The organism is Streptomyces sp. ERV7 (assembly GCF_001653515.1).
Lineage (GTDB): Bacteria > Actinomycetota > Actinomycetes > Streptomycetales > Streptomycetaceae > Streptomyces.
Window position 1 is genome coordinate 436,184 of record NZ_LYOY01000001.1, and the last position, 24,577, is coordinate 460,760.

A 24,577-nucleotide genomic window follows, 5' to 3' on the forward strand; every position below is an offset into this window, starting at 1 on the left:
CCCCTCCCCGTGGGCATGACGCGCTCAGCGAGAGCTCTGACCCGGCTGCCGTGGCGCTGCCCCCTGCCCTGGCGCGCAGGGGGGCGGGGCCGCGCAACGGTGTCCAGCTCTCGCCGTCACCCAGCCCATGGAGTCCAGGTATGCGCCTGAACACCTCACCCCAACTCCCCTTCCTGCGCGGCAGAAACCACGTCCCCCTCCTCGCCCTCGCCGCCGTGCTCGCCCTTCTCGGCGGGCTGCTGCTGGCCTGGCCCGGACGGGCCGGGGCGGCCGCCGACCCCCTCATCTCGCGCGGGAAACCCGCCACCGCATCCTCGGCCGAAACCTCCTCACTCGGCGCCAAGAACGCCTTCGACGGCGACACCGCCACCCGCTGGGCCAGCGCCGAGGGCAAGGATCCGCAATGGATCCGCGTCGACCTCGGCGCGAACGCCACCATCAGCCGGGTCAGGCTCAGTTGGGAGGCGGCCTACGCCAAGGCCTACCGCGTCGAGGTGTCGCAGGACGGCGCCTCCTGGACCCCGCTCGCCGAGGAGAAGGCGGGCAACGGCGGCACCGACGACTGGACCGGCCTGGCCGGCAAGGGCAGATACCTGCGCGTCTACGGCACCGCGCGCGGCACTTCGTACGGCTACTCGCTCTACGAGGCCGAGGTGTACGGCACCGTGGACGGCGGCCCGCCGCCCGGCGGCGCCTTCACGGTGGTCGCGGCCGGTGACATCGCCGCCCAGTGCACGGCCTCCGACAGCGGCTGCGCGCACCCCAAGACCGCCGCGCTGGCCCGGCAGATCGACCCGAAGTTCTATCTGACGATGGGCGACAACCAGTACGACGACGCCCGGATAGCCGACTACCGCGCCTACTACGACAAGACCTGGGGCGCCTTCAAGGCCAAGACGCACCCCGTCCCGGGCAACCACGAGACATACGACCCGGCCGGGGCGTTCGCCGGCTACAAGGCGTACTTCGGCAGCATCGCCTACCCGCAGGGCAAGAGCTACTACAGCTTCGACGAGGGCAACTGGCACTTCATCGCCCTCGACTCCAACTCCTTCGACCAGTCCGCCCAGATCGACTGGCTCAAGGCCGACCTCGCCGCCAACGGCAGGAAGTGCGTCGCCGCCTACTGGCACCACCCGCTGTACTCCTCCGGCGGCCACGGCAACGACCCCGTCTCCCGGCCGGTGTGGAAGATCCTGTACGGCGCCAAGGCCGACCTCGTCCTCAACGGCCACGACCACCATTACGAGCGGTTCGCCCCGCAGGACCCCGACGGCAAGGCGACCGCCGACGGGATCGTGGAGGTCGTCGGCGGTATGGGCGGCGCCGAGCCGTACCCCATCGAGCAGGTCCAGCCCAACAGCCAGAAGCGGATCAGCGGCCAGTACGGCGTGCTGAAGCTGGAGTTCACCGACTCCGGCTACGGATGGACCTACGTCGGCACCGACGGGCAGGTCAAGGACGCCAGCCCGAAGTACGGCTGCCACTGATGTATCTGGCCACCACCGGCCGTACGGACGCGCCGCCCCGGACCTCCGGGGCCGGGCGGCGCGTCCCCGCCGCCGTCCTCGCGCTCGGCGCGGTCAGCCTCGTCACCGATGTCTCCTCCGAGATGGTCACGGCCGTGCTCCCGCTGTACCTCGTCCTGGGCCTCGGCCTCTCACCGCTCCAGTTCGGCTTCCTGGACGGCATGTTCAACGGCGCCACCGCGCTGGTGCGGCTGCTCGGCGGGCGGCTCGCCGACCGCGGCGGCCGGCACAAGCGGGTCGCGGGGGCCGGCTATCTGCTCTCCGCGCTCTCCCGGCTCGGGCTGCTCCTCGCCGGGGGCGCCACCGCCGGCATCGCCGCGGCGCTCGCCGCCGACCGGCTCGGCAAGGGCATCCGCACCGCGCCGCGCGACGCCCTCATCTCGCTCAGCGGCCCGCCGGAGACGCTCGGCCGCTCCTTCGGCGTACACCGCGCCATGGACACCACGGGGGCGCTCCTCGGGCCGCTCGCCGCCTTCGCCGTGCTCCAGGCGACCACCGACGCCTACGACGCGGTGTTCGTCGTCAGCTTCTGCATCGGGCTGCTGGGTGTGCTCCTGCTGGTGGTGTACGTTCCGCCGACGTCCAGGACGCTGCCGATCTCGGCAACGCCCCGTCCACACAAGGCACTTCGCGACCCCGTATTTCGTCGCGTCCTGTACGCGACCGTCCTGCTGGGCGCCGCCACGATCGGCGATTCCTTCCTCTACCTGCTGCTCCAGCGCGGCCTCGACCTGCCGACCGCCCTGTTCCCGCTGCTGCCGCTCGGCCCGGCCGCGGGCTATCTGCTGCTCGCCGTTCCGGTGGGCCGGATCGCCGACCGGACCGGGCGGCGGCTGCCGTTCCTGCTCGGGCACGCGGCCCTGCTCGGCGCGTACGCCCTGCTGCTCGCCCCGCTCGCCTGGCCGACCGCGGTCGCCGTACTGGTGCTCCTCGGCGTCTTCTACGCCGCCACGGACGGGGTGCTGATGGCGCTCGCCGGACCCCTGCTGCCCGCGCGCGGACGGGCGGGCGGGCTCGCCGTGCTCCAGACCGGTCAGGCGCTGGCCCGCCTCCTCGGCGCGGCAGGGTTCGGGGCGGCCTGGACCGTGTGGGGGCAGCGGCCCGCCCTGTGGCTGGCGGGGCTCGCCCTGGCCGCCGCGCTGGTGGCCGCCTGGCGCGTCCTGCCCGCCCCCGCACCCGCCCTGGAGGCGCCGTGAAGCCCGCGAACCGACATCTGCGGCTCGCCCTCGTCGTCATCGCCGTGCTCCTCCTCGCGGGCGGCTCCCTCGGCTACGTCCTGCACGCCCGCCAACGCGACCGCCCGCCCCAACAGGCCGAAGCCGACGGCTCGTTCGGCCTCGCCGAACCCGGCCTGTACTTCCGGGACTCGGCGACCGGACGGGTCGCGCGCCTGCCGGGCCGAGAGGCGCCCCGGGTCACCGGAGGACCGTCCTGCGAGCGGTTCTACGCGGCGGGCGAGCGCGCCCTGTGCCTGCGGAAGCTGCCGGGGATCCCCGCCCGCACCCAGGCGCTCGTACTGGACCGGCGGCTGCGCGAAGTGCGCCGCGTGACCGTCCCCGGTATCCCCAACCGGGCCCGCGTCTCCGCCTCGGGGCAGCTGCTGTCCTGGACCGCGTTCGCCGTCGGCGACTCGTACGCCGCTTCCGGTTTCTCCACCCGGACCTCGGTCCTGGACCTGCGCACCGGCTATCTGATCAAGTCGATCGAGGACATCCCGCTGACGATCGACGGCTCCCGCTACCACGCCCCGGACGTCAACTACTGGGGTGTCACCTTCGCCCGCGACGACAACCGCTTCTACGCCACCGTCTCCAGCCGGGGCCGCACCCACCTCGTCGAGGGCGACCTGCGCGGATGGTCGGCGAAGGCGTTGCGCGAGAACGTCGAATGCCCGTCGCTGTCGCCGGACAACACCCGGATCGCCTTCAAGAAGAAGGTCTCCGGTGATCCCCGTGCGCCCTGGCGGCTGTACGTCCTGGATCTGGCCGGGATGCGCGAGCACCCGCTGGCCGAGCGGCGCGGTGTCGACGACCAGGCCGCCTGGCTGGACGATTCGACCCTCGGCTACGCGCTGCCGGGGCGCGGCGGGCGCGCGAGCGACATCTGGTCGGTCCCGGCGGACGGCACGGGACAGCCCCGCCTGGTGGCACCGGGCGGCTCCTCGCCGGTGGCCGTGCGGTGACCCCCCTCGGCCGGGCTAGGTATCGCGCGCCGCGTCGGACTCCCTGGCGCGGCCGGTCACCAGCGCGCGCAGGAGTCCGGGGAAGACCTCGTCGAACTCCTCGCCGCGCAGGGCGTTCATACGGGAGGTGCCGACGTAGTACTGGCGGATGAGTCCGGCCTCGCGCAGCACGTGGAAGTGGTGGGTGGCCGTGGACTTGCTGACCGGCAGCTCGATCGTGCCGCAGCTGAGGTCCTCGCGGGCGGCGTAGAGCTCGGCGACGATATGGCGGCGCACGGGGTCGACCAGGGCTTCGAGCACCTGCTGGGTGCTGATCGCCCGGACGTCCGGGTGGGGCGGGACGCGCCCCCGTTCGCTCTGCCGCGCTGCTGCCATCGACGTCGTACCTCCGGGCCACATCGTACGACAGGCATCGAAGTACGGCCACCATCAAAGTATGACGGTCATCGAAGTTTGACAGTGATCGTACTTCCTGTTTGGCTGAGGCACGGCGACGCGCTCACCGCATCGCCGTCAACTCGCGGAAAGGGGAGGCGTGATGGCCAGGACGGTGCGGTTCCACGAGCTCGGAGGACCCGAGGTGCTGCGTGTGGAGGACGTGGAGGTCGGCGCACCCGGGCCGGGTGAACTGCTGATCAGGGTGGACGCGTTCGGCATCAACCGCGCCGAGGCGCTGTTCCGCAGTGGCGACTACATCGAGCAGGTCAAGGAGTTCCCCGCCCGGCTGGGCGCCGAGGCCGCCGGAGTGGTCGAGGCGGTCGGCGCCGGTGTCACGGGGTTCGAGCCCGGCCGGGCGGTGAGTGTGGTGCCCGCGTTCTCGATGAACGCGTACGGCGTCTACGCCGAGCGCGCGATCGTCCCGGCGGCGGCCGTGGTGCACCGGCCGGAGTCGCTGGACGCGGTCGGCGGTGCGGCGGTGTGGATGCCGTATCTGACGGCGTACGGGGCGCTGGTGGAGGTCGGCGGGATGAAGGCCGGGGACACCGTCGTGCTCACGGCCGCGTCCAGCAGTGTGGGCCTGGCCGCGATCCAGGTCGCCCACCGCGTCGGGGCGGTGCCCATCGCGACCACCCGGACCGGCGCGAAGAGGGACGCGCTGCTCAAGGCCGGGGCGGCCGAGGTGATCGCCACCGGCGAGGAGGACGTCGTGGAGCGCGTGCTCGGGCTCACGGACGGCCGGGGCGCGGAGTTCGTCTTCGACGCCGTGGCCGGACCCGGTGTACTGGACCTCGCCCGGGTCGTCGCCCCCGGCGGCACGCTCTTCGAGTACGGGGCGCTGAGCGGCGAGCCGACCCCGTACCCGGGGTTCGCACTCGGTATGCCCGCGCTGAACATGCGCACCTACACCGCCCTGGAGACCACCACCGACCCGGAGCGGTTGCGCCGGGCCGAGGCCTTCGTGACCTCCGGCCTGCGGACCGGCGCCTTCGTGCCCACCGTGGACCGCGTCTTCGCCCTGGACGAGATCGTCGAGGCGCACCGCCATATGGAGGCGGGCGGCCAGGTCGGCAAGATCGTCGTCGCGGTCGACCACTGACGGGCTCACTGCGCATACACTTCTGCGGTGAACGAGAACCTTCCCGCCTGCCCCGAGTGCTCCGGCGCGTACACCTACGAGATGGGTGCGCTGCTGGTCTGCCCGGAGTGCGGGCACGAGTGGTCACCCGCCGCGGCCGGGGACAGTGTGTCCGAGGCCGGGTCCGGCGGTGACGGTGTGGTCAGGGACGCCGTCGGCAATGTGCTCGCCGACGGCGACACCGTGACCGTGGTCAAGACGCTGAAGGTCAAGGGCAGCCCGAGCGGTATCAAGGCCGGTACGAAGGTGCGCAACATCCGCCTCGTCGACGGTGTCGACGGCCACGACATCGACTGCAAGGTCGAGGGCTTCGGCCCCATGCAGCTCAAGTCCAGCGTGGTCAAGAAGGCCTGAGCCGGCAGTCGGGTTTCCCGGGTGGTGCCCGTGCGTGCTCAGCCGTGGGCGACCGTGAGCTTGTAGAAGCCGACCCGGGCGCCCTTGGTGGTGCTGTCGGAGGACGACTGGTTGTACGAACCGGCCTTGAAGTACTGCTTGTAGCCGTTGAACGACGACGGTATGGCGTAGTGCGTCGTCGTGCCGTTGACCGTCAGGTCGATCGTGTGGCCGCCCGAGACACCGAGCGTGTAGCTCCACGTCCTGCCGACCGCCACATGGCCCACCGTGTGGAGGGTCTGGCCGCCCGAGGGGGAGTTCTCCGTGCCGAGGACGATCTCGCCGCTCGCCCGGTAGTACAGCTCCAGCAGCGGTTTGGTGGACGGGCCGCCGGTGCCGAGGTGGATCTGCCCCACGCAGACGTTCGACGTCACGGACACCACGCGCAGGGTCGCGTCGAGCCGGTGGGTGCCGCTCAGCGGCCAGTTCGCGGTGCTGCCGTCGCGGTTCATCTCGCGCAGCTCGGAGCGGGCGTAGTGGGAGTTGGGCGTGGTGACGCCCTTCTCCGGCGCCCAGAACGTCATCGCGCCGTCGCGCTTGTCCGTGGAGAAGTACGCGTCCTGGAAGCCGTTGGCCCCTCTGAGCCGGGACGACGGGATCGTCGTGGGCGAGCCGGGGGAGCCCACCGGTTCCTGGAGCTGCCACACGGAGAGGTCGAAGTTGCCGCCCGGCGCGACCGACGGGTCGGCGAGGACTCCCGCCGTGGCCGGTGCGGTGGGGGTGAGGAGGGCCAGGCTGCCTGCGGCGGCTGCGGTGGTCACGTATATGAGCAGCTTGCGGATGTGCATGGGGGGCGTCCTGTCGCGTGGGGGGATGTTCGGGCCAGTGCGCGCACTCGTACCTTCTGTGATCTTCTGCAATTCATGTCCATGAACGATGTGTGGTCACATGAACTCGGAGAACCGTAGGGCTCTGGCGTGACCGCGTCAATGGCTGGAACTGTGACGGCCGCTGGCCTGGGTGTCACCGCCCCGGCCCCGGTGGCCCGGGCCGCACCGGCCGCAGCGCCCGGCGTGACGGCCCGGCAAGAGGGTGTTTCCGGTCTTTTCGCGGCTGGTTGGCTACTTCGACGCCTTCCGGTCGGCCCGGGGTTCTACCCTGCGCCTGTTCAGGGCCGTCCGGTGGGACGGTGGGGGCGGGTTAGCCGGATGCGCCCCGCCGCCCCGCGGCCCGCGCCCGCCCCTGCGCCCTACGACGGCTACAACCAGCCGTACCAGAACACGGGGTACTGAGCACGGGGTGCTGAGCGGGCGGCCCACCGCCCGCCCGCGTTCGACCGGATGTCCGAGGCGGCTGGCAGGATTGGCTCATGGAGAGACCGATTCAGCCCGTCGTGCGCCACATCAACGTCTACCCCGTCAAGTCGGTCGGGGGGTACCGACTCGACGAGGTGCCGGTCGAACCATGGGGTCCGCTCGGTGACCGCCGCTGGATGGTCGTCGACGCCGCCGGGAAGGCCGTGACCCAACGCGAGCAGGCGCGGCTCGCGTTGGCCGCCGCCCGTGCGCTGCCGGACGGCTCCGTCCGGCTGTCCGCGCCCGGCCGCGAGGATCTGACCGTCGCCGTGCCCGAGCCGATCGGCCCGGTGTCGGTGACGCTCTTCGGCAAGAAGGTCGAGGCGATAGCGGCCGACGAGGCCGCGCACACGTGGTTCAGCGACCACCTCGGGGTGGAGGTCCGGCTGGTCCACCTCGACGATCCCGCGACCCGGCGGCCGATCGACCCGGACTTCGCGCTGCCGGGCGAGACGGTGAGCTTCGCCGACGGCTTCCCCCTCCTGATCGCCACCACCGCCTCGCTGGAGGCGCTGAACTCGCTGATCGCGCAGGGCGGCCATCCGCACGAGGGCCCGCTGCCGATGAACCGGTTCCGCCCCAATGTGGTCATCGAGGGCACCGGGGCATGGGCCGAGGACCACTGGTCGCGGATCGCGCTCGGCGACGTCGTCTTCCGGGTCGCCAAGCCCTGTGGGCGCTGTGTCATCACCACCACCGACCAGGCGACCGCCGAGCGCGGCCGCGAGCCGCTGCGCTCCCTGGGCCGCCACCGCCGCTTCGGCACCAAGCTGGTGTTCGGGCAGAACGTCGTCCCCGAGAACCCCGGCGTCATCCGCACCGGTGATCCCCTGCGCGTTCTCGCGTAACCCGCCCGTCCGCGGGAACTCGTGGGGACAGCGGACGCGTTGTGCGGGAGGGGGCCCGGGTGACGTTGCTCTCTCTTGGGCCCGCTCGCGCGTACGGCGCACCGTACGGGGCCAGGACGCAAGCGGAAGGGGGTGCGATTCAGTGCGATCCGCAGTGGGGGTGTGGCGTTGGCGGCAGAACTCCTTACGCCGCCGTACGGATCTCGTCGAGGCATGGGTGGCGCTGGTAGCCGTGGTGCTGATGGTGACGGCCTCAGCGGTGCTGGGGAGCCTGTGCGGGGCGGCCACGGACCGGACCCTGCAGCGCGCGGCGACCAGGGAGCAGCGCGAGCGCCACGCGACGACGGCCGTGGTGGTCCATCAGACGCGTCAGCGCAACGCCGTCGGCGACGCCGAGGGCGTGGGCGGCCGCGAGGGCCGCATCCGGGTCGTGGCCAACTGGACGGCGTACGACGGCAGTCTCCACACCGGCACCGTCGCCGCCCCGAGGCGAGCGGCCCCGGCGGGCTCCACCTTCCGTATGTGGACGGACGACCGCGGCATACGGACGAGCCGCCCCCTGGACACCACCACCGCGCACGCGCACGCGGTGTTCGCCGGTCTGGGCGCGGCCGTGGCGGCGGCCGGTCTCGTGGAGGGCGTCCGACGGCTGGTCGTATGGCGTCTGGTGCGACGGCGGTATGCCCGTCTCGACCGCGCATGGGCCGGATACGGTCCGGACTGGGGCCGTGCGGGAGCAGGCAGCTGACAGGTCAACTCACCGGCCCCGCGCGCGCTACGGTGGACCATCAGTCGCACGTACAGCGTTCGCACGCACGAGGTGGGGGCACAGCAGCGCCATGGCTCAGGGCACGGTCCAGGTAACCCACACCGGCACTTCGAGGTGGCGGCGCCGCACCGGCGAGTACGCCTCGCTCGCCGCTGCCCTGGAGGCCGCCGCAGACGGCGACGTCCTCACGGTCGCGCCCGGCACCTACCGCGAGAACCTGGTCCTGCGGCGGGCCGTGACCCTGCGCGGCCCGGAGGGGTCGGCCGGTTCGGTGCGGATCGCCCCCCTCGACGGTGTACCGCTGACCGTGCGCGCCTCCGCCACCGTCCAGGACCTCCAGCTGGAGGGGCAGGACGCGGCGGCGCCCGCCCTGCTGATCGAGGACGGCGCGCCCGAGCTGTGCGACCTGCGGGTGGTGACCCGCTCGGCGGTGGGCATCGAGGTGCGCGGCGCGGCCCGCCCCACGGTCCGCCGCTGCACGGTGGACAATCCGGGCGGCGTCGGCATCGGCGTACTGGACGGTGCGGGCGGCCTCTTCGAGGAGTGCGAGGTGGTCGCGGCCGGCCAGTCGGGCGTCTCGGTCCGCGCGGGCGCCCACCCCCGCCTGGAGCGCTGCCGGGTGCACCACGCCTCGGGCGCGGGTCTGTCGGTCACCGGCGAGGGCTCCGGTCTGGAGGCGCTGGGCTGCGAGGTGTACGAGATCAAGGGCGCCGGGGTGCAGATCGCCGCGCGCGCCACCGCCCACCTCACCGACTGCACCGTGCACCGCACCTCGGCCGACGGGGTCACCCTCGACACGGACGCGGTGCTCACGCTCGCGGACTGCGACATCCACGACATCCCCGAGAACGCGGTGGACCTGCGCTCCCGGTCGGTCCTCACCCTCACCCGCTCCGCGGTCCGCAGCTTCGGCCGCAACGGCCTGTCGGTGTGGGACCCGGGCACCCGGGTGGACGCCAACCAGTGCGAGATCCACGACAGTACGGGCGACTACCCGGCGGTGTGGGTCAGCGACGGCGCCACGGCGGTCCTGGAGGCGTGCCGGGTCCACGACGTGCCGGACGCGCTGTTCGTCCTGGACCGGGGCTCGCGCGCCGACGTGGTCGACAGCGACATCTCGCAGGTGCGCAACACCGCGGTGTCGGTGAGCGACGGCGCCACCGCGCAGCTGGACGACTGCCGGATCAGGGAGGTCTCCACGGGCGCCTGGTTCCGCGACCACGGCAGCGGCGGCACCCTCGCCAACTGCACCATCGACGCGGCGCAGACCGGCGTGATCGTCACCAAGGGCGCCGACCCCCGGATCGAGCGCTGCACGGTCACCGCGCCCGCCGAGGCCGGTTTCTACGTCTCGGCCGAGGGCCGGGGCACCTTCCACGGCTGCCGGGTGACCGGCAGCGGGGGCTACGGCTTCCATGTCGTGGACGGCTGCCGTACGACACTGACCCGCTGCCGTACCGAGCGCTGCGCGCGCGGTGGGTACGAGTTCGGCGAGGACGGGCCGGTCTCCGAGGACTGCACCAGCGACGAGAGCGGGGTGCGCCCCGGGTCGCCGGAGCCGCCCGCCGTCCAGACCGCCACCCAGACCATGGGCCTGCTCTCCACGGTCCCGGGACAGCGCCCGACCGAGGCGCCGGCGGCCCCTGGGCCCGTGGGCGAGGCCGCCCGCTCCTCGCAGGACGTGCTGGGGGAACTCGACGCGCTGGTGGGCCTGGAGAGCGTCAAGCGCGAGGTGCGGGCGCTCACCGACATGATCGAGGTGGGCCGCAAGCGGCAGCGGGCCGGTCTCAAGGCCGCCTCGGTCCGCCGCCATCTGGTCTTCACCGGCTCCCCCGGCACCGGCAAGACCACGGTCGCCCGGCTCTACGGGGAGATCCTGGCCTCGCTCGGGGTCCTGGAGCGCGGGCACCTCGTGGAGGTGTCCCGGGTCGATCTGGTGGGCGAGCACATCGGTTCGACGGCGATCCGCACGCAGGAGGCGTTCGACCGGGCGCGGGGCGGAGTGCTGTTCATCGACGAGGCGTACGCGCTGTCGCCCGAGGACTCCGGCCGGGACTTCGGCCGGGAGGCCATCGACACCCTGGTGAAGCTGATGGAGGACCACCGCGAGGCGGTGGTGGTGATCGTCGCGGGGTACACCGCGGAGATGGAGCGCTTCCTGCGGGTCAACCCCGGGGTGGCGTCCCGTTTCTCACGGACCATCACCTTCAGCGACTACGACCCGGACGAGCTGCTGAGGATCGTGGAGCAGCAGGCGGAGGAGCACGAGTACCGGCTGGGGGGCGGGACGGCCGAGGCGCTGCTGAAGTACTTCACGGCGCTGCCCAAGGGCCCGGCGTTCGGCAACGGCCGCACCGCGCGCCAGACGTTCGAGTCGATGGTGGAGCGGCACGCGGGCCGGGTCGCCCAGTTCGCCGACGCGAGCCCCGACGACCTGAGTCTCCTCTACGCGGACGACCTTCCCGAACTGCCCTGATCCACAGGCTCGTTGACGGAGTATCAGCGCTGGTGCGGCAGTGCCGGCGCCAGTTCGTCGAGGAGTGCGGTGCGCTCCTCGGCGAAGGCCGGGTCGGCCTGGTAGTCCGAGTGGGCCAGGATCGGCGCGGGCAGCGGCTGCCGTTTCGTCCGTCCGAAGGCGAGCGGGTCGAGGAGCGGACCGCGGTCCACGTTCGTACCCGGCAGCACCGGGCCGCCGATCGGGTCGGTGGCCCGCCACAGGTTGCGCCAGCAGCGCAGCTCCCGGTGCAGGGCGGTCAGCTCCGGGCGCCCGAAGTACGCGGGGAACCAGCGCCCGTACAGGCGCTCCAGGGGCGAGCCGTAGGTGAGCAGCGCGACGCTGCGGCGGGTGCGGGCGGGGAGCTGCCACACGGCGGCGGCCGCCAGCACGCTGCCCTGGGAGTGGCCGGAGATGACCAGCCGGCCGCCGGTGCGCCCGGTCCAGGTGTTCATCCGCCAGGCGAGGTCCGGTACGGCCCGCTCGGCGTAGCAGGGCGGCGCGAACGGGTGGGCCGCGCGCGGCCAGAAGGTGCCCACGTCCCACAGGATGCCGATGGTGCGCCGGGCCGAGGCGTCCTTGTAGGCGCGCCGCCCCCAGGTGACGAAGAGCAGGAAGCCGAGGCCCGTGAACCAGGAGCCCAGCGCCTGGGCGGTGTCGGCGGCCGAGGCGACCGCGCCCGGCGCGTCGTCCGCCGCCCTCCCGGGGACCTCCCCGGTGGCCCAGGAGCCCGCGAGCGCGAGCGCGCCGAGCAGCAGGGTGGCGACGCCGACGATCCCCAGGAAGACGGGGGTGCGGTCGGTGAGCGAGGCCATCGCGCGGGCGGTGGCGATCCGCCGGGAGCGGGCGGCGTCCGGGATCTCCCCCGGGTAGTCCGCGAGCAGCCCCGGCTCCTCGGAGCGCGCGGTGCGCCAGGTCCGTAAGGCGAAGTACGCGACGGCCGGGACGAGCAGCGCGAGCAGGGCCGGGATCACCGAGGCCTGCCAGGTGAGCAGCGGCGGCGGCCCCTTGAAGACGTCGTGGGCCGCGCCGGGCGTGCCGGAGCCGTCCAGCCAGTCGGCCACCCGCTGCGCGACCCCGCCGGTCATCACTCCGCCGAGCGCGCACGCGAGCAGAGCGACGGCGGGGCCGCCGAGGCCGGACAGAGCGGTACGGGAGTCGTGCGCGCGGCGCCGCAGCAGGAGCGCGACGGCGGCGAGCAGCACGACCAGGACGCCCTGGGCGAGGGCGATGATCCCGAAGGTGCGGTCGCCGGGGAGCGTGGAGCGCGAGGCCCAGCCGGGCCGCTCCCACGACGCGTACACCATCGACAGGGCGAGCAGGCCGAGGGCGGCGGCGGGCAGGAACGTGATGACGGTCCGGTCCAGCTGCTCGTCCAGGCGCGACTCGCTGCGGCCCCGGCCGCACACCACGCCCACCACGACGGCCGCGCCCACCAGCAGAGCCGCCGTCAGGAGCCAGCCGAGCAGGTCGAGCGCGGCGCTCTCGGCGGCCCGGTCGTGGCGGGCGGCGGCCCCGGTGACGGCGGCGGCGACCGTGAGAAACCCGGCGGCCGTGTGCGCGGCCCGCAGCCGGGCGACGAGCCGCCGCCCGTACCAGAAGCCGGGGCGGCTCAGGGCGGGCGCGCCCGGCTCGTCCTCGTCCCCGGCGGCGCCGAGCGGCTGCTGCGACTCGTAGGCGCTCCAGGTGCGGTTGGAGAGGTACCAGAGCAGCCCGGTCAGGGCGGCGGGGACCAGCGCGGCCAGCGCGAGGCGGCGGCCGGGCGGGCTCCACCAGCCGTGCCGCTCGGGCGAGAGGAAGCCGAGCCAGGACTTCCCTTCGGCGCAGCCCGCCGTGCCCGCGCACTGCCAGGCGGCCAGATCGAGCGCGACCTCGCAGGCGGTGGCGGTCAGCAGCACGGTCAGGCTGAGCGCGACGAGGCGCACCAGCACCCCGTAGAGCCGCACCGCGCGCGCCGACTCCCGGGCGGGCGGGCGCATCCAGTGCGCCAGGTTGACCACCATGAACGGCAGGAGCAGCAGCCACAGGGCGCGGGCGCCGTTGCCGGAGGTGAGGTTGGCCCAGCAGTACGCCTCGGGCACCGGCTTCTCGCGATAGCGCTCGGGGTGGTCCTCGGCGTCGGCGTCCTCGGTGCGGCGGAAGACGGCGGCGGTCTCGTCCCCGGTGACCCGGAACGTACGCGGGTCGTCGAGCATGGACTGCGGGGTGGCCCCACCGACGCCGTGGACGAGCAGTTCGAGCGCGGGTCCGCCGTCGTCGGCGGCCGGTGTGGCACGGGACACTTCTGTGACTCGCTCTCATGGTGGGAGGATCTGCGGCGGGACACGGCGGGGGCAGCGTGCGGATCGATCGCGGATCGTGCGGGTCGGGCGTGGCGCCGGGGCGGGAGCGGCTCGGCACGGGGCCTCGGCGCGCGGGTTCTTCAGGATCTCGGATGCGGGGGCCGGAGTGCGGTGTCCTCACGGAATCTCCCCGTGACAGGATTCGGATGTACGGCGACGACATGTACGGCGACGCGGAAGGACCGACCCGGCAGTGACCGACAACCAGAACCTGCTCGCGGAGCAGCGTCGCGCCCTGATCCTCGACGAGGTCAGACGGCGCGGCGGTGTCCGGGTCAATGAGCTCACCCGGAAGCTCAACGTCTCGGACATGACGGTGCGCCGGGACCTGGACGCGCTGGCCCGCCAGGGCGTGATCGAGAAGGTGCACGGCGGGGCGGTGCCGGTGGTCGAGGCCTCCACGCACGAGCCCGGCTTCGAGGCCAAGTCGGGCCTGGAGCTCAGCGCCAAGGAGGACATCGCGCGCGCGGCCGCCGCGATGGCCGTGCCGGGCAGCGCCATCGCGCTCTCGGGCGGTACGACGACGTACGCCCTGGCGCACCGGCTCCTCGACGTCCCCGATCTGACGGTGGTCACCAACTCGGTACGGGTCGCGGACGTGTTCCACGCGGCGCAGCGGGCCGCGGGCTCCGGCGGGAACCGGCCGGGGGCGGCGACCGTGGTGCTCACCGGCGGGGTGCGCACCCCGTCGGACTCGCTGGTGGGGCCGGTCGCGGATCAGGCGATCCGCTCCCTCCACTTCGATGTGCTCTTCCTCGGGGTGCACGGCATCTCGGTGGAGGCGGGCCTGTCCACGCCGAACCTGGCGGAGGCGGAGACCAACCGCCGGTTCGTGCAGTCCGCGCGGCGGGTCGTGGTGGTCGCGGACCACACCAAGTGGGGGACGGTGGGGCTGAGTTCGTTCGCCTCGCTGGACGAGGTGCACACACTGGTGACGGACTCGGGGCTCTCCGACGCCGCGCGCGAGGAGATGGCCGAGCATCTGCCGGGGCTCCTGGTGGCGGGCGATGACGACGCGGACGACTCCGCCGAGGCGGACGCCGCCCCCGACGAAGACATCTGACGGACCGCCAGTTAGGGTGTGCGGGCTCGCTGACGCCCGCTCGTGCCCGTCACACCGATCACTGGAGGTGCGACCCGATGGCTCGCCGACTCCGTCCCGTGGAGCTCGACTTCGTCGAGACCGCTCCGCTGCGCCTGGTCTTCGCCGCCGACGCGGCCGCCCCGGCGGACGCCCTCTACCGCGCGCTGGCCGTCGAGACCGAGACCTGGCCCGAGTGGTTCTCGGCGGTGACCCACTCACGGGCCACCGACGGCGGCCGGGAGGTGCGGCTGCGGGGCGGCACCCGGTTCGAGGAGACGGTGATGGCCGCCGAGCCCTCGGCGCGCTACGCCTACCGGGTCGACGTCACCAACGCCCCCGGGCTGCACGCCCTGTTGGAGGAGTGGCGGCTGACCCCGACCGCCGGGGGCACCCGGGTGCAGTGGACCTTCGCGGCCGCGGGCGGCGCGCCCCTCCGGTTCGCGCTGCGCCTGGGCCGGCCGGGCTTCGGCCGGGCGTTCCGCGACGCGGTGACGGCCCTGGACCGCCGCCTCGCCGCGCCCGGCGGTGGCCCGGCGGCGAAGGCCCCCTAGGGTTCGTCGGCCGAATCCGGCCCCGACTGGCCGCTTCCAGCCGCAGGGCCGGTGGCCGACCGTCCTACTCCGGCCACACCCCACTGGCCAGGAACGTGTCGATCGCCGCCGCGTACGGCGCGATGTCCAGGCCCTGTTCGGCCAGCCAGGCATCCGAGTAGTACTTGTCGAGGTAGCGGTCGCCGGGGTCGCAGAGCAGGGTGACCACGCTGCCGGTGCGCCCGGCGGCCACCATCTCCGAGACGATCTTCAGGGCGGACCACAGACCGGTGCCGGTGGAGCCGCCCGCCTTGCGGCCGATGGCCGTTTCGAGGGCGCGTACGGCAGCGATGCTCGCCGCGTCCGGGACCTTCATCATCCGGTCGATGGCGCCGGGCAGGAAGCTCGGCTCCATCCGGGGCCGCCCGATGCCCTCGATGCGCGAGCCGCAGTCGCTGGTCGCGAACGCGTCGCCGCGGGTCCAGCCGTCGAAGAAGCAGGAGTTCTCCGGGTCCGGGACGCAGATGCGGGTGTCGTGCTGCATGTAGTGCACATAGCGGGCGATGGTGGCCGAGGTGCCGCCGGTCCCGGCGGTGGCGACGATCCAGGCGGGCTCCGGGTAGCGCTCCAGTCTCAGCTGCTGGTAAATCGATTCGGCAATGTTGTTGTTGCCGCGCCAGTCGGTGGCCCGCTCCGCGTAGGTGAACTGGTCCATGTAGTGCCCGCCGGTCTCCAGCGCGAGGGCCGCGGCCTCCTCGTACATCTTGCGCGAGTCGTCCACGAAGTGGCACTGGCCGCCGTGGAACTCGATCAGACGGATCTTCTCGGCGCTGGTGGTGCGCGGCATGACGGCGATGAACGGCACGCCGACGAGCCCCGCGAAGTACGCCTCGGAGACGGCGGTCGAGCCGCTGGACGCCTCGATGACCGGCTTGCCGGGACGGATCCAGCCGTTGCACAGCCCGTACAGGAAGAGCGAGCGGGCGAGCCGGTGCTTGAGGCTGCCGGTGGGGTGGGTGGACTCGTCCTTGAGGTACAGGTCGATCCCCCACCGCTCGGGCAGCGGGAAGCGCAGCAGATGTGTGTCGGCGGAGCGGTTGGCGTCGGCCTGGACCTTGCGCACGGCGTCCTTGAGCCACGCCCGGTAGGCCGCGTCGCTGCGGTCCACGTCGATGGTCTCCATGCCACTCCTCCATGTCTCGGGCCCCCGGGACTGGGCGCCCGGGCTGGAAATGTCGTGAAGCCTGCGGATGAAGTCGGCTGGAAAAGCGCGGCTCCGTCACTTGACAATACCGCCCTCACCTGCACAAACATTCCCTTTGGGGATCCATAGGGGTGGCTTGTGGGACGCCGGTGAAGGGGCGTACGGCGGCGGGTGGCGGCCGATCCGCCGCGCGCCCTGGTGCGTACGGCCATCGTTGTGCAGACTGCCCAGCAGGAACGGTACGAAGGGGGCACAGCGGCCATGACCGAGCCGGAGTTCAGCGCCAGGGGTGTGCGGATCGAACGCTGGACGCGTTCACTGACCAGGGCGGGACAGGTCCTGATCAAGGACGGCCGGCTCGCCCTGCTCACCAGCAGCGGGCGGGAGATCGACAGCGCACCGCTGCGCGCGGTGAGTGCGGGCAAGCCACTGCTGCCCTGGGCCGCCAAGGCCGACCGGACCGTGGCCAGGATCAACGGCCACCGCTACCGGCTGACCATGGGCCAGCAGAACGGCAGGCCGCGCGGCGCGGAGCTCGCCCAGCGCTTCCTGCAAGCCGTGCGCCCGGCTGGGGAGCCGCGCGGCTGAGGGGGCTGGTGGGGCGCGAGTTGCGGAGCGCCGACCCCTGCGCCACCCTGGTCTCACATCACTGAGGGTTTACCGGCGGTCACGCTGTGATCCAGCCCGCCGGACCAGAAAGCTTCTTCCGGACCTCAATCGGGGAGTCGCAGCCGTGATCAGCCAGTCGAGCAGGCATTGCACGGTGGAGCTCCAAGCCCTGCCGTCGCGGATCGGGCAAGTCCGCAGAATCGTTTCAGCACAGTTGCGTTACTGGCATCTCGATCCTCTGATAGACGAGGCGGCGCTGGGCGTCACCGAGTTGCTGACCAATGTCCACCGGCACGCCCAGCCGGACAAGATCTGCACCGTGGAGATCGAGCTGTTGAGCGACCGCCTCACGGTGTCCGTCCACGACCACGACCCCCGGATGCCCACGGTGCGCAGCGCCGACCCCTTCGCCACCAACGGCCGCGGCCTCGCGATGATCGCGGCGGTCAGCGAGAGCTGGGGGGTGCGTCCGGGCGCCTCGGGCAAGACCGTGTGGTTCACGCTCCCCGCGCCGCCGCCCACGGTCGCGCTGCCGCCCCGCCCGGCGTACGGGACGAAGGCCGCCGCCCCCAAGGCGACCGGCCCGTGTCTGCACAAAAGGCCCGCCCTGGTGCGCACCGAGGGCCGGGGAGGCCATCGCCGGGGTGTTCGCCCGCCTGCCTTCGCGCCGGCTCGTGGTGCTCGGCGCCCCCGGCAGCGGCAAGACCGTCCTCGCCGTCCGCTTCGCCCTCGACCTCCTGGAGCGCCGCGACGCGGGCGACCCGGTGCCGGTGATCTTCCCGCTCGCCACCTGGCAGCCCGACAGCACGGAGCTCCACGCCTGGCTCGCGGCCCGGCTCGCGGAGGGGTATCCGGCCCTGGGATCCATCCAGCGCTCGGGGGCGCCGCTGGCGGCGGAGCTCCTCGGCGCCGGGCGCGTCCTGCCCGTGCTCGACGGTCTCGACGAACTCGCCGCACCCCTGCGCGCGGAGGCCGTCCGCCGGCTCAACTCCGCGCTGGACGCGGGCAGTCCGCTGCTGCTGACCTGCCGCAGCCAGGTGTACGCCCAAGTCGTGTCCGACGGCGACGTGTTCACGGCGGCGGCGGTCGTCGAGCTCCAGCCGCTCGCCTTCGAGGAGGCCGCCGACTTCCTGCGCCGCACCGCGCGGCCCGTGCGCGGCCCCTCGGGGGAGCGCACCACCGCCTGGGACCCGGTGCTCGCCCGGACGCGGCCGGGCGACCCGGTGCGCCGAGTGCTCGCCTCGCCCCTGATGGTGGCGATGGCCCGGGCCGTCTACGGCGAGTCCGGCAACGATCCCGCGGAGCTGCTGGGGCGCCCGGAGTTCGCCGAGCCGACGGCCCTGGAGGAGTATCTGCTCGACGCCTTCGTCCCCGCCGCCTTCGCCGGGTCCACGCGCTGGGACACCGGCCGCGCCGTGCGCTGGCTGCGCTTCCTGGCCCGCCATCTGGAACACCGCGACACCCGCGACCTGGCCTGGTGGGAGCTGCACACCGCACTGCCCCGGCCGCTGCCGCGCCTGGGGCCGCTGCTGCTGCTCGGACTGCTCGCGGAGGCCGTCTGCCTGCCGCTGTGGGCGCTCGGCCAGGACCCCGCGCTGCCCGCGGTGACCGCCGCCACGGTGGCCGGGGTCTGCGCCGGGTACGCCCCGCAGAGCCGGCCCCGAAGACGGTTCCTGCTGCCCGTGCTGTACGCGGTGCCGCTCAGCCTCGCCGTCGGGCTCACCCGGCCGCTCAGCCAGGACCCCTACTTCGCCGTGCCGTTCGCCGGGATGCCGCGGGCGCTCGGCTGGCTCGCGGTGGGCGGGCTGTACGGCCTGGTGATCGCGACCGGGCTCGCCGCGATCGGCCTGCCGACCTCGCCGCTGCCGTCGACGATGCCCTTCTTCGGCCGCCGCCGGCGCGGAGCCCGCGGCCGCTGGACGCGCAGGGCGGGTGCCGGGCTGCTCGCGGCGGCCGGAGTGGTGCTCGTCGGCGCCGGATTCCTGCCGGACTCACCGCTGCTCACCGCGCTCGGGGCAGCGGTCGCGGGCGCGCTGACCGCGTACCTCGTACGGGGCGAGTCGGCCGTGGTGGCCAAGGGCGGGCGGCGCGACCCCGTCGGCAGGGCGCGCCGGCTGGGCCGGGCACTGGCCCACGGCCTCGCCGTCGGTCTGCTCGCCGGGCTGGCCCTGGGGGCGGTCTTCACCCTGGCCGAGGGGGGCACGGCGGCGGCGCGCGCCACGCTGCGGGACGACTTCCCGGTCAGCGGGCCGGTGCGGCACGCGCCGGACGGTTCGCGCCATGTCGACGCGCCCGACGGCACCCGCTACGGCCTGCGCGCCCACGGCCACCCCTACCTGGTACTGCCGGAGCCCGTCCACGGCACCCTGATCGAGCGCGGCGGCACCCGTGAGTTCGCGCTGCCCGCCGACGTGAGCGAGCTGGACCTGTGCGCCGCGCCCGCCCGCTGCACCGCCGTCGCCCAGCGGCTCGCCATCTCCGCGCACGACTACCGGCCCGACGGCGAGGTCTTCACCGTGCGGCTGGAGAACGACGGCCGCGACACCGGCTCGTACGACCTGTCGCCGCTCCTCGACCGCGCCCGGAGCGAGTGGCTGACCCGGCAGAGCCCCGGCGCGATCCTGCGGACCGCCGTGGCCTTCGGTCTCGCGGGCGGCCTCGGCCTCGGCCTGGTCGGCGGCATCGCGGCCGGGCTGCACCGGTGGCTGGGGGCACCGGTCGACGTCACCCGCGGTATCAGCCCCTCGGCGAGCATCGCGACCGACCGGGGCACCGCGCTCGCCCGCGCGCTGTTCATCTATCTGGCCGCCGTGCTGGTGGGCAGCGCCCTGCCCGGTCTGCTCGGTCTCCCGGACGCCGCGCGCATCGGCGCGTACGCGCTGGTCCCCACGGGTGTGGTCACGGTGGCGATGTCGGCGTGGGGGCGGCTGGCCGCGGCCCGGCTGTGGCTGTGCGCGTGCGGCGCCCTGCCCTGGCGGCTGATGGCGTTCCTGGGCGAGGCCCACCGGCTCGGGGTGCTGCGGCAGGCGGGCGCGGTGTACCAGTTCCGGCACGCGCGGCTCCAGGAGCGCCTCGCCGCTCCGCCCGCTCCTCCTACTCGTCCCAGGCCTGTATCACGGTCTGATCGACGATCTTCCCTTCCTTGAGCGACATCATCGAGCTGGCGAGGACCCGTACGCCGTCGGGGTACTCGCAGGACTCCGTGTAGGCGACGCTGTCGCCCTGGACCACGCACTGCTCCAGCTTGTGCGTCATGTCCCGGCCGTAGACGTCGTCGAGCATCTTGGAGATCTCGCCCTGGCCGTGCATCACCATCGGGTGGCTCGGCTGGGTGTTGCGGTCGACGACGCGGATCTCCGCGTCGTCCGAGTAGAGCGACAGCAGGGTCTTCGCGTCGTGGCTCTCGATGCCGCGGCGCAGCGTCTCCATGTCGAAGGCGGTGCCCATGATGACCTCCTCCAGAAGGTCGCGGCCCGCCCGGTGGGCCGCGAGGGGCCTACGCTTCGAGCGTCCTCCGCCGGAACGCGGACGGCAAACCGTGCCCCGCCCGCCCGTCGCACCCCCGCGACGGCCGTCACGCGCACGGGACGCCCGTACGCACCCCGGAGCGCGGCCGGGGTGTCGCGCCGCCCGGAAGCGGTGCCCGCGGGAGATCGTTGGCCCAGGGCACGGCGAGCGGCGGAGGCGGTATGAAGAGCGACGGCACCCCGGGACTCGTCCTGGTCACCGGCGCGACGGGCTACATCGGCGGCCGGCTGGTGCCCGAGCTCCTGGACGCGGGCTACCGGGTGCGCTGTCTGGCCCGTACGCCCCGCAAGCTGCGCGACCACCCGTGGGCCGGGCGTGTGGAGACCGTGCGCGGCGACGTGACGGACGCGGAGTCGGTCGGGGCGGCGCTGCGGGGCGTGGACGTGGCGTACTACCTGGTGCACTCGCTCGGCGCCGGGCCGGGCTTCGAGGAGACCGACCGCTCGGCCGCCCGGATCTTCGCCGAGCAGGCCGCCGCGGCCGGCGTCCGGCGGATCGTCTACCTCGGCGGCCTCACCCCCGTCGGAGTGCCGGAGCGGGACCTGTCGCCGCATCTGCGCTCCCGCGCCGAGGTCGGCGCGATCCTCCTCGGCTCGGCCGTGCCGACGACCGTGCTGCGCGCCGCCGTCATCATCGGTTCCGGATCCGCCTCCTTCGAGATCCTGCGTCATCTGACCGAACGGCTGCCGGTGATGATCACCCCGAGCTGGCTGGGCAACCGCGTCCAGCCGATCGCCGTACGGGATGTCCTGCGCTATCTCGTCGGCAGCGCGCGGATGCCCACCGACGTCAGCCGGACCTTCGACATCGGCGGTCCCGAGGTCTTCACGTACGAGCAGATGATGCGCCGGTACGCGGAGGTCGCCAGGCTGCCCCACCGGCTGATCCTGCGGGTGCCGATGCTGCCGCCGCGGCTCTCCAGCGAGTGGATCGGCCTGGTCACCCCGGTCCCCAGCGGGCTGGCACGGCCGCTCGCCGAGTCGCTGCGCCACGAGGTGGTCTGCCACGAGCACGACATCGCGCGGTACGTGCCCGATCCGCCCGGCACGCCCATCGGATTCGACGAGGCCATCGAGCTCGCCCTGCGGCGGATCAAGGAGGCCAACGTCGCCACCCGCTGGTCCTCCGCCGCCCTCCCCGGCGCCCCCAGCGACCCGCTGCCCACCGACCCCGACTGGGCGGGCGGCAGCCTCTACACCGACCGCCGCGAACGCGTCGTGGACGTCTCGCCGGAGGCCCTGTGGCAGGTCATCGAGGGCATCGGCGGGGAGAACGGCTGGTACTCCTTCCCGCTCGCCTGGGCCGTACGCGGCTGGCTGGACCGGCTGACCGGGGGAGTGGGACTGCGCCGGGGCCGCCGCGACGCCGCCCGGCTGCGGGTCGGGGACTCGCTGGACTTCTGGCGCGTGGAGGAGATCACCCGGCCGCGTCTGCTGCGGCTGCGCGCCGAGATGCGGCTGCCGGGGCTCGCCTGGCTGGAGATGTGCGCGGAGCGCGAGAGCGACGGCCGCACCCGCTACCGCCAGCGCGCCCTGTTCCATCCGCACGGGCTGCTCGGGCACGCGTACTGGTGGAGCGTGTCGCCGTTCCACGCCGTGGTGTTCGGAGGCATGGCGCGGAACATCACGCGGGCGGCCGCTCGGGCCCGGGAGGCGGCGCCGGACTGATGTCCGTGCGGGGTCAGACGTCCCGCTCCTCGACCCCGGGGAGGTGGACGACGAGCAGGGTCACCCCGGCCAGCAGGAAGTCGCGGATCGCCGCGTCCAGGCCGTTCCACGTCTTGGACTGCCACATCGCGAACCACTCGCCCCCGACGGCGATGAACCCGGCGCCGAAGAGCAGCAGCACCATCAGCAGCCCCATCGTGCTCAGCCGTCGCGCCCGGGCGAAGCCGCCGCCGCCCCGCAGCGCCCGCGCCCAGACCGCGCCCGCCGCGACGAGCACCACCGCGGCGACCGTCTCCCAGGCGATGATCAGTACGTACGCGATGTCCTGGAGCGCCGTCGAGTCGATGGCCCGCCAGGTGAGGTCCGGGTCCTTGAACGTCGTGTCCATGGCCAGGACATGGTGGACGAAGGCGCGGTTGGTGTCGAAGTCGGTGATGTTCCCGAACGCCACAAGTGCCATATAGAGGGCGACGGTTGAGGTGAGCAGCGCGGCGGTGAGGGGCAGTACGGGGAGCGCGCCCGCCCGCCGGCGGAAGGAGGACCTGGACCGGAGCCTTGGGATCATGCCGGACTCTCCCCGGCGGGCCGGCCGGTGAAACCCGCCGCCCCGGGATCAGGCGGTGGCGGGCGCGTCCGCGATCGCGGTGATGGCGAGGTCGCCCGGCCGGACGGTGTAGGTCACGTCCGCGGTGGTGCCGTCGCCCCACTTCTGGGTGACGACGACGTTCGACCCGTCGGCGCCGGAGGACCGGAACGTCCAGGAGGAGGGGACGTTCGGGGCGCGGAAGACCGGGTCCCGGTCGGTGTGGGCCGCCGCCCACGCGTCGAGCGCCCGGTTCAGCTCCTGGGTGAGGAACCTGGCCCGCACCTCGGCCGGGGTCGCGTCCTCGGTGGTGCCCAGACGGGCGTTGCGGTAGGCGGTGAAGAACGCCTCGACCTGGTCCTGTGCGGCGAGGGCGGGCGTGGGCACCGCCCTCCCCCAGTGTCTGAAGGGCCTGGGGGACCCCCAGCTGCTGCCCGCCGGAGAGCTCGGCGGGCCGGTGGTGCAGCCGGTCACGCAGTCCCACGGTGTCGATGAGCGCGTCGATCCACTCGCGGTCGCCGCGCCGCCCCGCGAGATCGAGGGGCAGCGTGATGTTCTGGGCCACGGTGAGGGTCGGGAGCAGATCGAAGGCCTGGAAGACGAAGCCGACGCGCTCGCGGCGCAGCAGGGTGAGCGCGCGGTCGTCCAGGCCGCTCGGCTCGCTGCCGTCGGTGAAGGCGGAGCCCGAGGTGAGGGTGTCCAGCCCGGCGGCGCAGTGCATCAGGGTGGACTTGCCGAGCCCGAGGGCCCCATGACCGCGGTGAAGCGCCCGGCCGGGAAGCCGACGCTCACCCCGTCCAGGGCCCTCACCTCGGTGTCGCCGACGCCGTACGTCCTGACGGCGTCGGCGACCCGGGCCGCGGCGGTGGCGGTGGGCCGCAGTGCGGTGGTCATGCCGCACCGCCCTTGCGGCGGCCGAACTCCTCGTCCAGGACGGAGAGCCGGCGCCAGTACTCGTCCTCGTCGATCTCCCCGGCGGCGAAGCGGCGCCCGAGCACGGCGAGCGGTGAGCGCTCGTCGAGCGAGGGGCGGTCGTCAAAGGACCGGGGGTCGGCGAAGGGCGGGCGCCAGGGGCCGCGCCGGCCGCGCCAGACGGTGCGGCGCAGCAGGGTCACGACCGTGAGGATCACAGCCGCCCAGATCACCGGGAAGAACAGGATCCAGGGTCCGGGTCCGTCGTAGGCCAGGGTGTTCATCGTGCTCAGCTCCTCGGTAGGGGTTCTCTCGTGGTGCTTTCGAGACTCCCGCCGAGGGGCGGTCCGGGGCGTCGTACAGCCAGCGGCACCTGGCGTACCCCCCGGGGAGTAGTTCGGGCGCCGACGACTGCTCTGGAGTCTGTACTTACTAGTATGTACAGTGGCGATCATGAGCACCTCCGAGCGTCTGATCGAGGCCACCCGGGAGCTGTTGTGGGAGCGGGGCTACGTCGGTACCAGCCCCAAGGCGATCCAGCGGCAGGCGGGCGCGGGCCAGGGCAGCATGTACCACCACTTCGCGGGCAAGCCGGATCTGGCGCTCGCCGCCATCCGGCGCACCGCCGACGAACTGCGCGCGAGCGCCGAGGCCTCCTTCGGGGGCGAGGGCACCGCGTACGAACGGATCCGCGGCTATCTGCTGCGCGAGCGCGAAGTCCTGCGCGGCTGTCCGGTGGGCCGGCTGACCATGGACCCGGACGTCATCGCGAGCGACGAGCTGCGCGCGCCCGTCACCGAGACCATCGACTGGCTGCGCGGGCGGCTCGCCGCGATCGTCCAGGAGGGCCTGGACGCGGGCGAGTTCACCGCTCCCCTGGTGCCCGAGGAGGTGGCGGCGACGGTGGTCGCCACCGTCCAGGGCGGCTATGTCCTGGCCCGCGCGTCCGGCTCGCCCGCCGCCTTCGACGCGGGGGTGCGCGGTCTGCTCGCCCTGCTCGCGCCCCGCACCCCCTGACCGCCACCACCCGAG

The 24,577-nt window shown here is 73.4% G+C and carries 22 protein-coding genes and 2 pseudogenes; 15 read left to right on the top strand and 9 right to left on the bottom strand.

Annotation, left to right across the window (positions count from 1 at the left end; genetic code table 11):
* Nucleotides 1-140 precede the first annotated feature (140 nt).
* Genes A8W25_RS01870 through A8W25_RS01880 form a run of 3 tightly spaced genes read left to right on the top strand, consistent with a single transcriptional unit; the run spans nucleotide 141 to nucleotide 3,711 of the window.
* Complete coding sequence (locus A8W25_RS01870) at nucleotides 141-1,490, top strand: discoidin domain-containing protein (RefSeq protein WP_067154677.1); 1,350 nt, start codon at nucleotides 141-143, stop codon at nucleotides 1,488-1,490.
* Complete coding sequence (locus A8W25_RS01875) at nucleotides 1,490-2,725, top strand: MFS transporter (RefSeq protein ID WP_067154679.1); 1,236 nt, start codon at nucleotides 1,490-1,492, stop codon at nucleotides 2,723-2,725. The genes A8W25_RS01870 and A8W25_RS01875 overlap by 1 nt, the downstream gene beginning before the upstream one ends.
* Nucleotides 2,722-3,711 carry a TolB family protein gene (locus A8W25_RS01880; protein WP_079125753.1) on the top strand — a complete coding sequence of 330 codons (990 nt, stop codon included), beginning with the start codon at nucleotides 2,722-2,724 and terminating at the stop codon, nucleotides 3,709-3,711. The genes A8W25_RS01875 and A8W25_RS01880 overlap by 4 nt, the downstream gene beginning before the upstream one ends.
* A 15-nt stretch (nucleotides 3,712-3,726) precedes the next feature.
* Here A8W25_RS01880 and A8W25_RS01885 read toward each other — a convergent pair whose 3' ends face one another.
* On the bottom strand, nucleotides 3,727-4,086 hold the full coding sequence (locus A8W25_RS01885; protein ID WP_067154682.1) for an ArsR/SmtB family transcription factor: 360 nt from the start codon (nucleotides 4,084-4,086) through the stop codon (nucleotides 3,727-3,729).
* Between the two features lie 163 nt (nucleotides 4,087-4,249).
* Between A8W25_RS01885 and A8W25_RS01890 the strand changes: the two genes are divergently transcribed.
* Nucleotides 4,250-5,248, top strand: coding sequence for a zinc-dependent alcohol dehydrogenase family protein (locus tag A8W25_RS01890; protein ID WP_067154685.1), 999 nt, complete (start codon nucleotides 4,250-4,252; stop codon nucleotides 5,246-5,248).
* A 27-nt stretch (nucleotides 5,249-5,275) separates the two neighbouring features.
* Nucleotides 5,276-5,641: a zinc ribbon domain-containing protein YjdM gene (locus A8W25_RS01895; RefSeq protein WP_067154689.1), complete on the top strand. Its 366-nt coding sequence runs from the start codon at nucleotides 5,276-5,278 to the stop codon at nucleotides 5,639-5,641.
* 38 nt (nucleotides 5,642-5,679) lie between these two features.
* On the opposite strand, the gene A8W25_RS01900 is transcribed toward A8W25_RS01895, so the two are convergent.
* On the bottom strand, nucleotides 5,680-6,468 hold the full coding sequence (locus A8W25_RS01900; protein ID WP_067154691.1) for a polysaccharide lyase family 7 protein: 789 nt from the start codon (nucleotides 6,466-6,468) through the stop codon (nucleotides 5,680-5,682).
* A gap of 521 nt (nucleotides 6,469-6,989) precedes the next feature.
* On the opposite strand from A8W25_RS01900, the gene A8W25_RS01905 reads away from it, so the two are divergent.
* The 3 genes from A8W25_RS01905 (at nucleotide 6,990) to A8W25_RS01915 (ending at nucleotide 11,068) form a co-directional block, all read left to right on the top strand.
* Nucleotides 6,990-7,823 (top strand): MOSC domain-containing protein, encoded by an 834-nt coding sequence (locus A8W25_RS01905; protein WP_067154694.1) that lies wholly within the window; start codon nucleotides 6,990-6,992, stop codon nucleotides 7,821-7,823.
* Between the two features lie 142 nt (nucleotides 7,824-7,965).
* Nucleotides 7,966-8,571: a hypothetical protein gene (locus A8W25_RS01910; protein WP_067154697.1), complete on the top strand. Its 606-nt coding sequence runs from the start codon at nucleotides 7,966-7,968 to the stop codon at nucleotides 8,569-8,571.
* Nucleotides 8,572-8,662: 91 nt separating this feature from the next.
* Nucleotides 8,663-11,068, top strand: coding sequence for a right-handed parallel beta-helix repeat-containing protein (locus tag A8W25_RS01915; RefSeq protein WP_067154700.1), 2,406 nt, complete (start codon nucleotides 8,663-8,665; stop codon nucleotides 11,066-11,068).
* A gap of 23 nt (nucleotides 11,069-11,091) precedes the next feature.
* On the opposite strand, the gene A8W25_RS01920 is transcribed toward A8W25_RS01915, so the two are convergent.
* Nucleotides 11,092-13,368: a hypothetical protein gene (locus A8W25_RS01920; RefSeq protein ID WP_067154703.1), complete on the bottom strand. Its 2,277-nt coding sequence runs from the start codon at nucleotides 13,366-13,368 to the stop codon at nucleotides 11,092-11,094.
* A 253-nt stretch (nucleotides 13,369-13,621) separates the two neighbouring features.
* On the opposite strand from A8W25_RS01920, the gene A8W25_RS01925 reads away from it, so the two are divergent.
* Both A8W25_RS01925 and A8W25_RS01930 read left to right on the top strand, forming a co-directional pair.
* Entirely contained in the window at nucleotides 13,622-14,491 is an 870-nt protein-coding gene (locus A8W25_RS01925; RefSeq protein WP_067154706.1) for a DeoR/GlpR family DNA-binding transcription regulator, read from the top strand.
* A gap of 77 nt (nucleotides 14,492-14,568) precedes the next feature.
* Entirely contained in the window at nucleotides 14,569-15,063 is a 495-nt protein-coding gene (locus tag A8W25_RS01930) for an SRPBCC family protein (protein WP_067154710.1), read from the top strand.
* A gap of 64 nt (nucleotides 15,064-15,127) precedes the next feature.
* On the opposite strand, the gene A8W25_RS01935 is transcribed toward A8W25_RS01930, so the two are convergent.
* Complete coding sequence (locus tag A8W25_RS01935) at nucleotides 15,128-16,225, bottom strand: PLP-dependent cysteine synthase family protein (protein ID WP_067154712.1); 1,098 nt, start codon at nucleotides 16,223-16,225, stop codon at nucleotides 15,128-15,130.
* Between the two features lie 282 nt (nucleotides 16,226-16,507).
* Between A8W25_RS01935 and A8W25_RS01940 the strand changes: the two genes are divergently transcribed.
* The 3 genes and pseudogenes from A8W25_RS01940 to A8W25_RS01950 all read left to right on the top strand — a co-directional run bounded on the left by A8W25_RS01940 (nucleotide 16,508) and on the right by A8W25_RS01950 (nucleotide 20,001).
* Nucleotides 16,508-16,834 carry a hypothetical protein gene (locus A8W25_RS01940; RefSeq protein ID WP_067154715.1) on the top strand — a complete coding sequence of 109 codons (327 nt, stop codon included), beginning with the start codon at nucleotides 16,508-16,510 and terminating at the stop codon, nucleotides 16,832-16,834.
* Between the two features lie 145 nt (nucleotides 16,835-16,979).
* Nucleotides 16,980-17,426, top strand: a pseudogene (locus A8W25_RS31830) (ATP-binding protein); the annotation flags it as partial.
* A 73-nt stretch (nucleotides 17,427-17,499) separates the two neighbouring features.
* Nucleotides 17,500-20,001, top strand: a complete 2,502-nt coding sequence (locus A8W25_RS01950; protein ID WP_067154721.1) for an NACHT domain-containing protein — start codon at nucleotides 17,500-17,502, stop codon at nucleotides 19,999-20,001.
* On the opposite strand, the gene A8W25_RS01955 is transcribed toward A8W25_RS01950, so the two are convergent.
* Nucleotides 19,949-20,302, bottom strand: a complete 354-nt coding sequence (locus tag A8W25_RS01955; RefSeq protein WP_067154724.1) for a nuclear transport factor 2 family protein — start codon at nucleotides 20,300-20,302, stop codon at nucleotides 19,949-19,951. The two genes, A8W25_RS01950 and A8W25_RS01955, sit on opposite strands and share 53 nt — an antisense overlap.
* Nucleotides 20,303-20,544: 242 nt before the next feature.
* Here A8W25_RS01955 and A8W25_RS01960 point away from each other — a divergent pair, with 242 nt between their 5' ends.
* Nucleotides 20,545-22,050, top strand: coding sequence for an SDR family oxidoreductase (locus A8W25_RS01960; RefSeq protein ID WP_067154727.1), 1,506 nt, complete (start codon nucleotides 20,545-20,547; stop codon nucleotides 22,048-22,050).
* A gap of 13 nt (nucleotides 22,051-22,063) precedes the next feature.
* Here A8W25_RS01960 and A8W25_RS01965 read toward each other — a convergent pair whose 3' ends face one another.
* The 4 genes and pseudogenes from A8W25_RS01965 to A8W25_RS01980 form a co-directional block, all read right to left on the bottom strand.
* Nucleotides 22,064-22,615, bottom strand: a complete 552-nt coding sequence (locus tag A8W25_RS01965; protein WP_067154730.1) for a DUF2165 domain-containing protein — start codon at nucleotides 22,613-22,615, stop codon at nucleotides 22,064-22,066.
* A gap of 48 nt (nucleotides 22,616-22,663) precedes the next feature.
* Nucleotides 22,664-23,020: a hypothetical protein gene (locus A8W25_RS01970; protein WP_067154733.1), complete on the bottom strand. Its 357-nt coding sequence runs from the start codon at nucleotides 23,018-23,020 to the stop codon at nucleotides 22,664-22,666.
* Nucleotides 23,021-23,042: 22 nt separating this feature from the next.
* Nucleotides 23,043-23,527: pseudogene (locus A8W25_RS01975) on the bottom strand (ABC transporter ATP-binding protein); the annotation flags it as partial.
* A complete protein-coding gene (locus tag A8W25_RS01980; RefSeq protein ID WP_067154736.1) occupies nucleotides 23,524-23,829 on the bottom strand; it encodes an SHOCT domain-containing protein in 306 nt (101 codons plus the stop codon). The gene A8W25_RS01980 and the pseudogene A8W25_RS01975, both read right to left, overlap by 4 nt.
* 169 nt (nucleotides 23,830-23,998) lie before the next feature.
* Between A8W25_RS01980 and A8W25_RS01985 the strand changes: the two genes are divergently transcribed.
* Nucleotides 23,999-24,562 carry a TetR/AcrR family transcriptional regulator gene (locus A8W25_RS01985; protein WP_067156603.1) on the top strand — a complete coding sequence of 188 codons (564 nt, stop codon included), beginning with the start codon at nucleotides 23,999-24,001 and terminating at the stop codon, nucleotides 24,560-24,562.
* Nucleotides 24,563-24,577 lie beyond the last annotated feature (15 nt).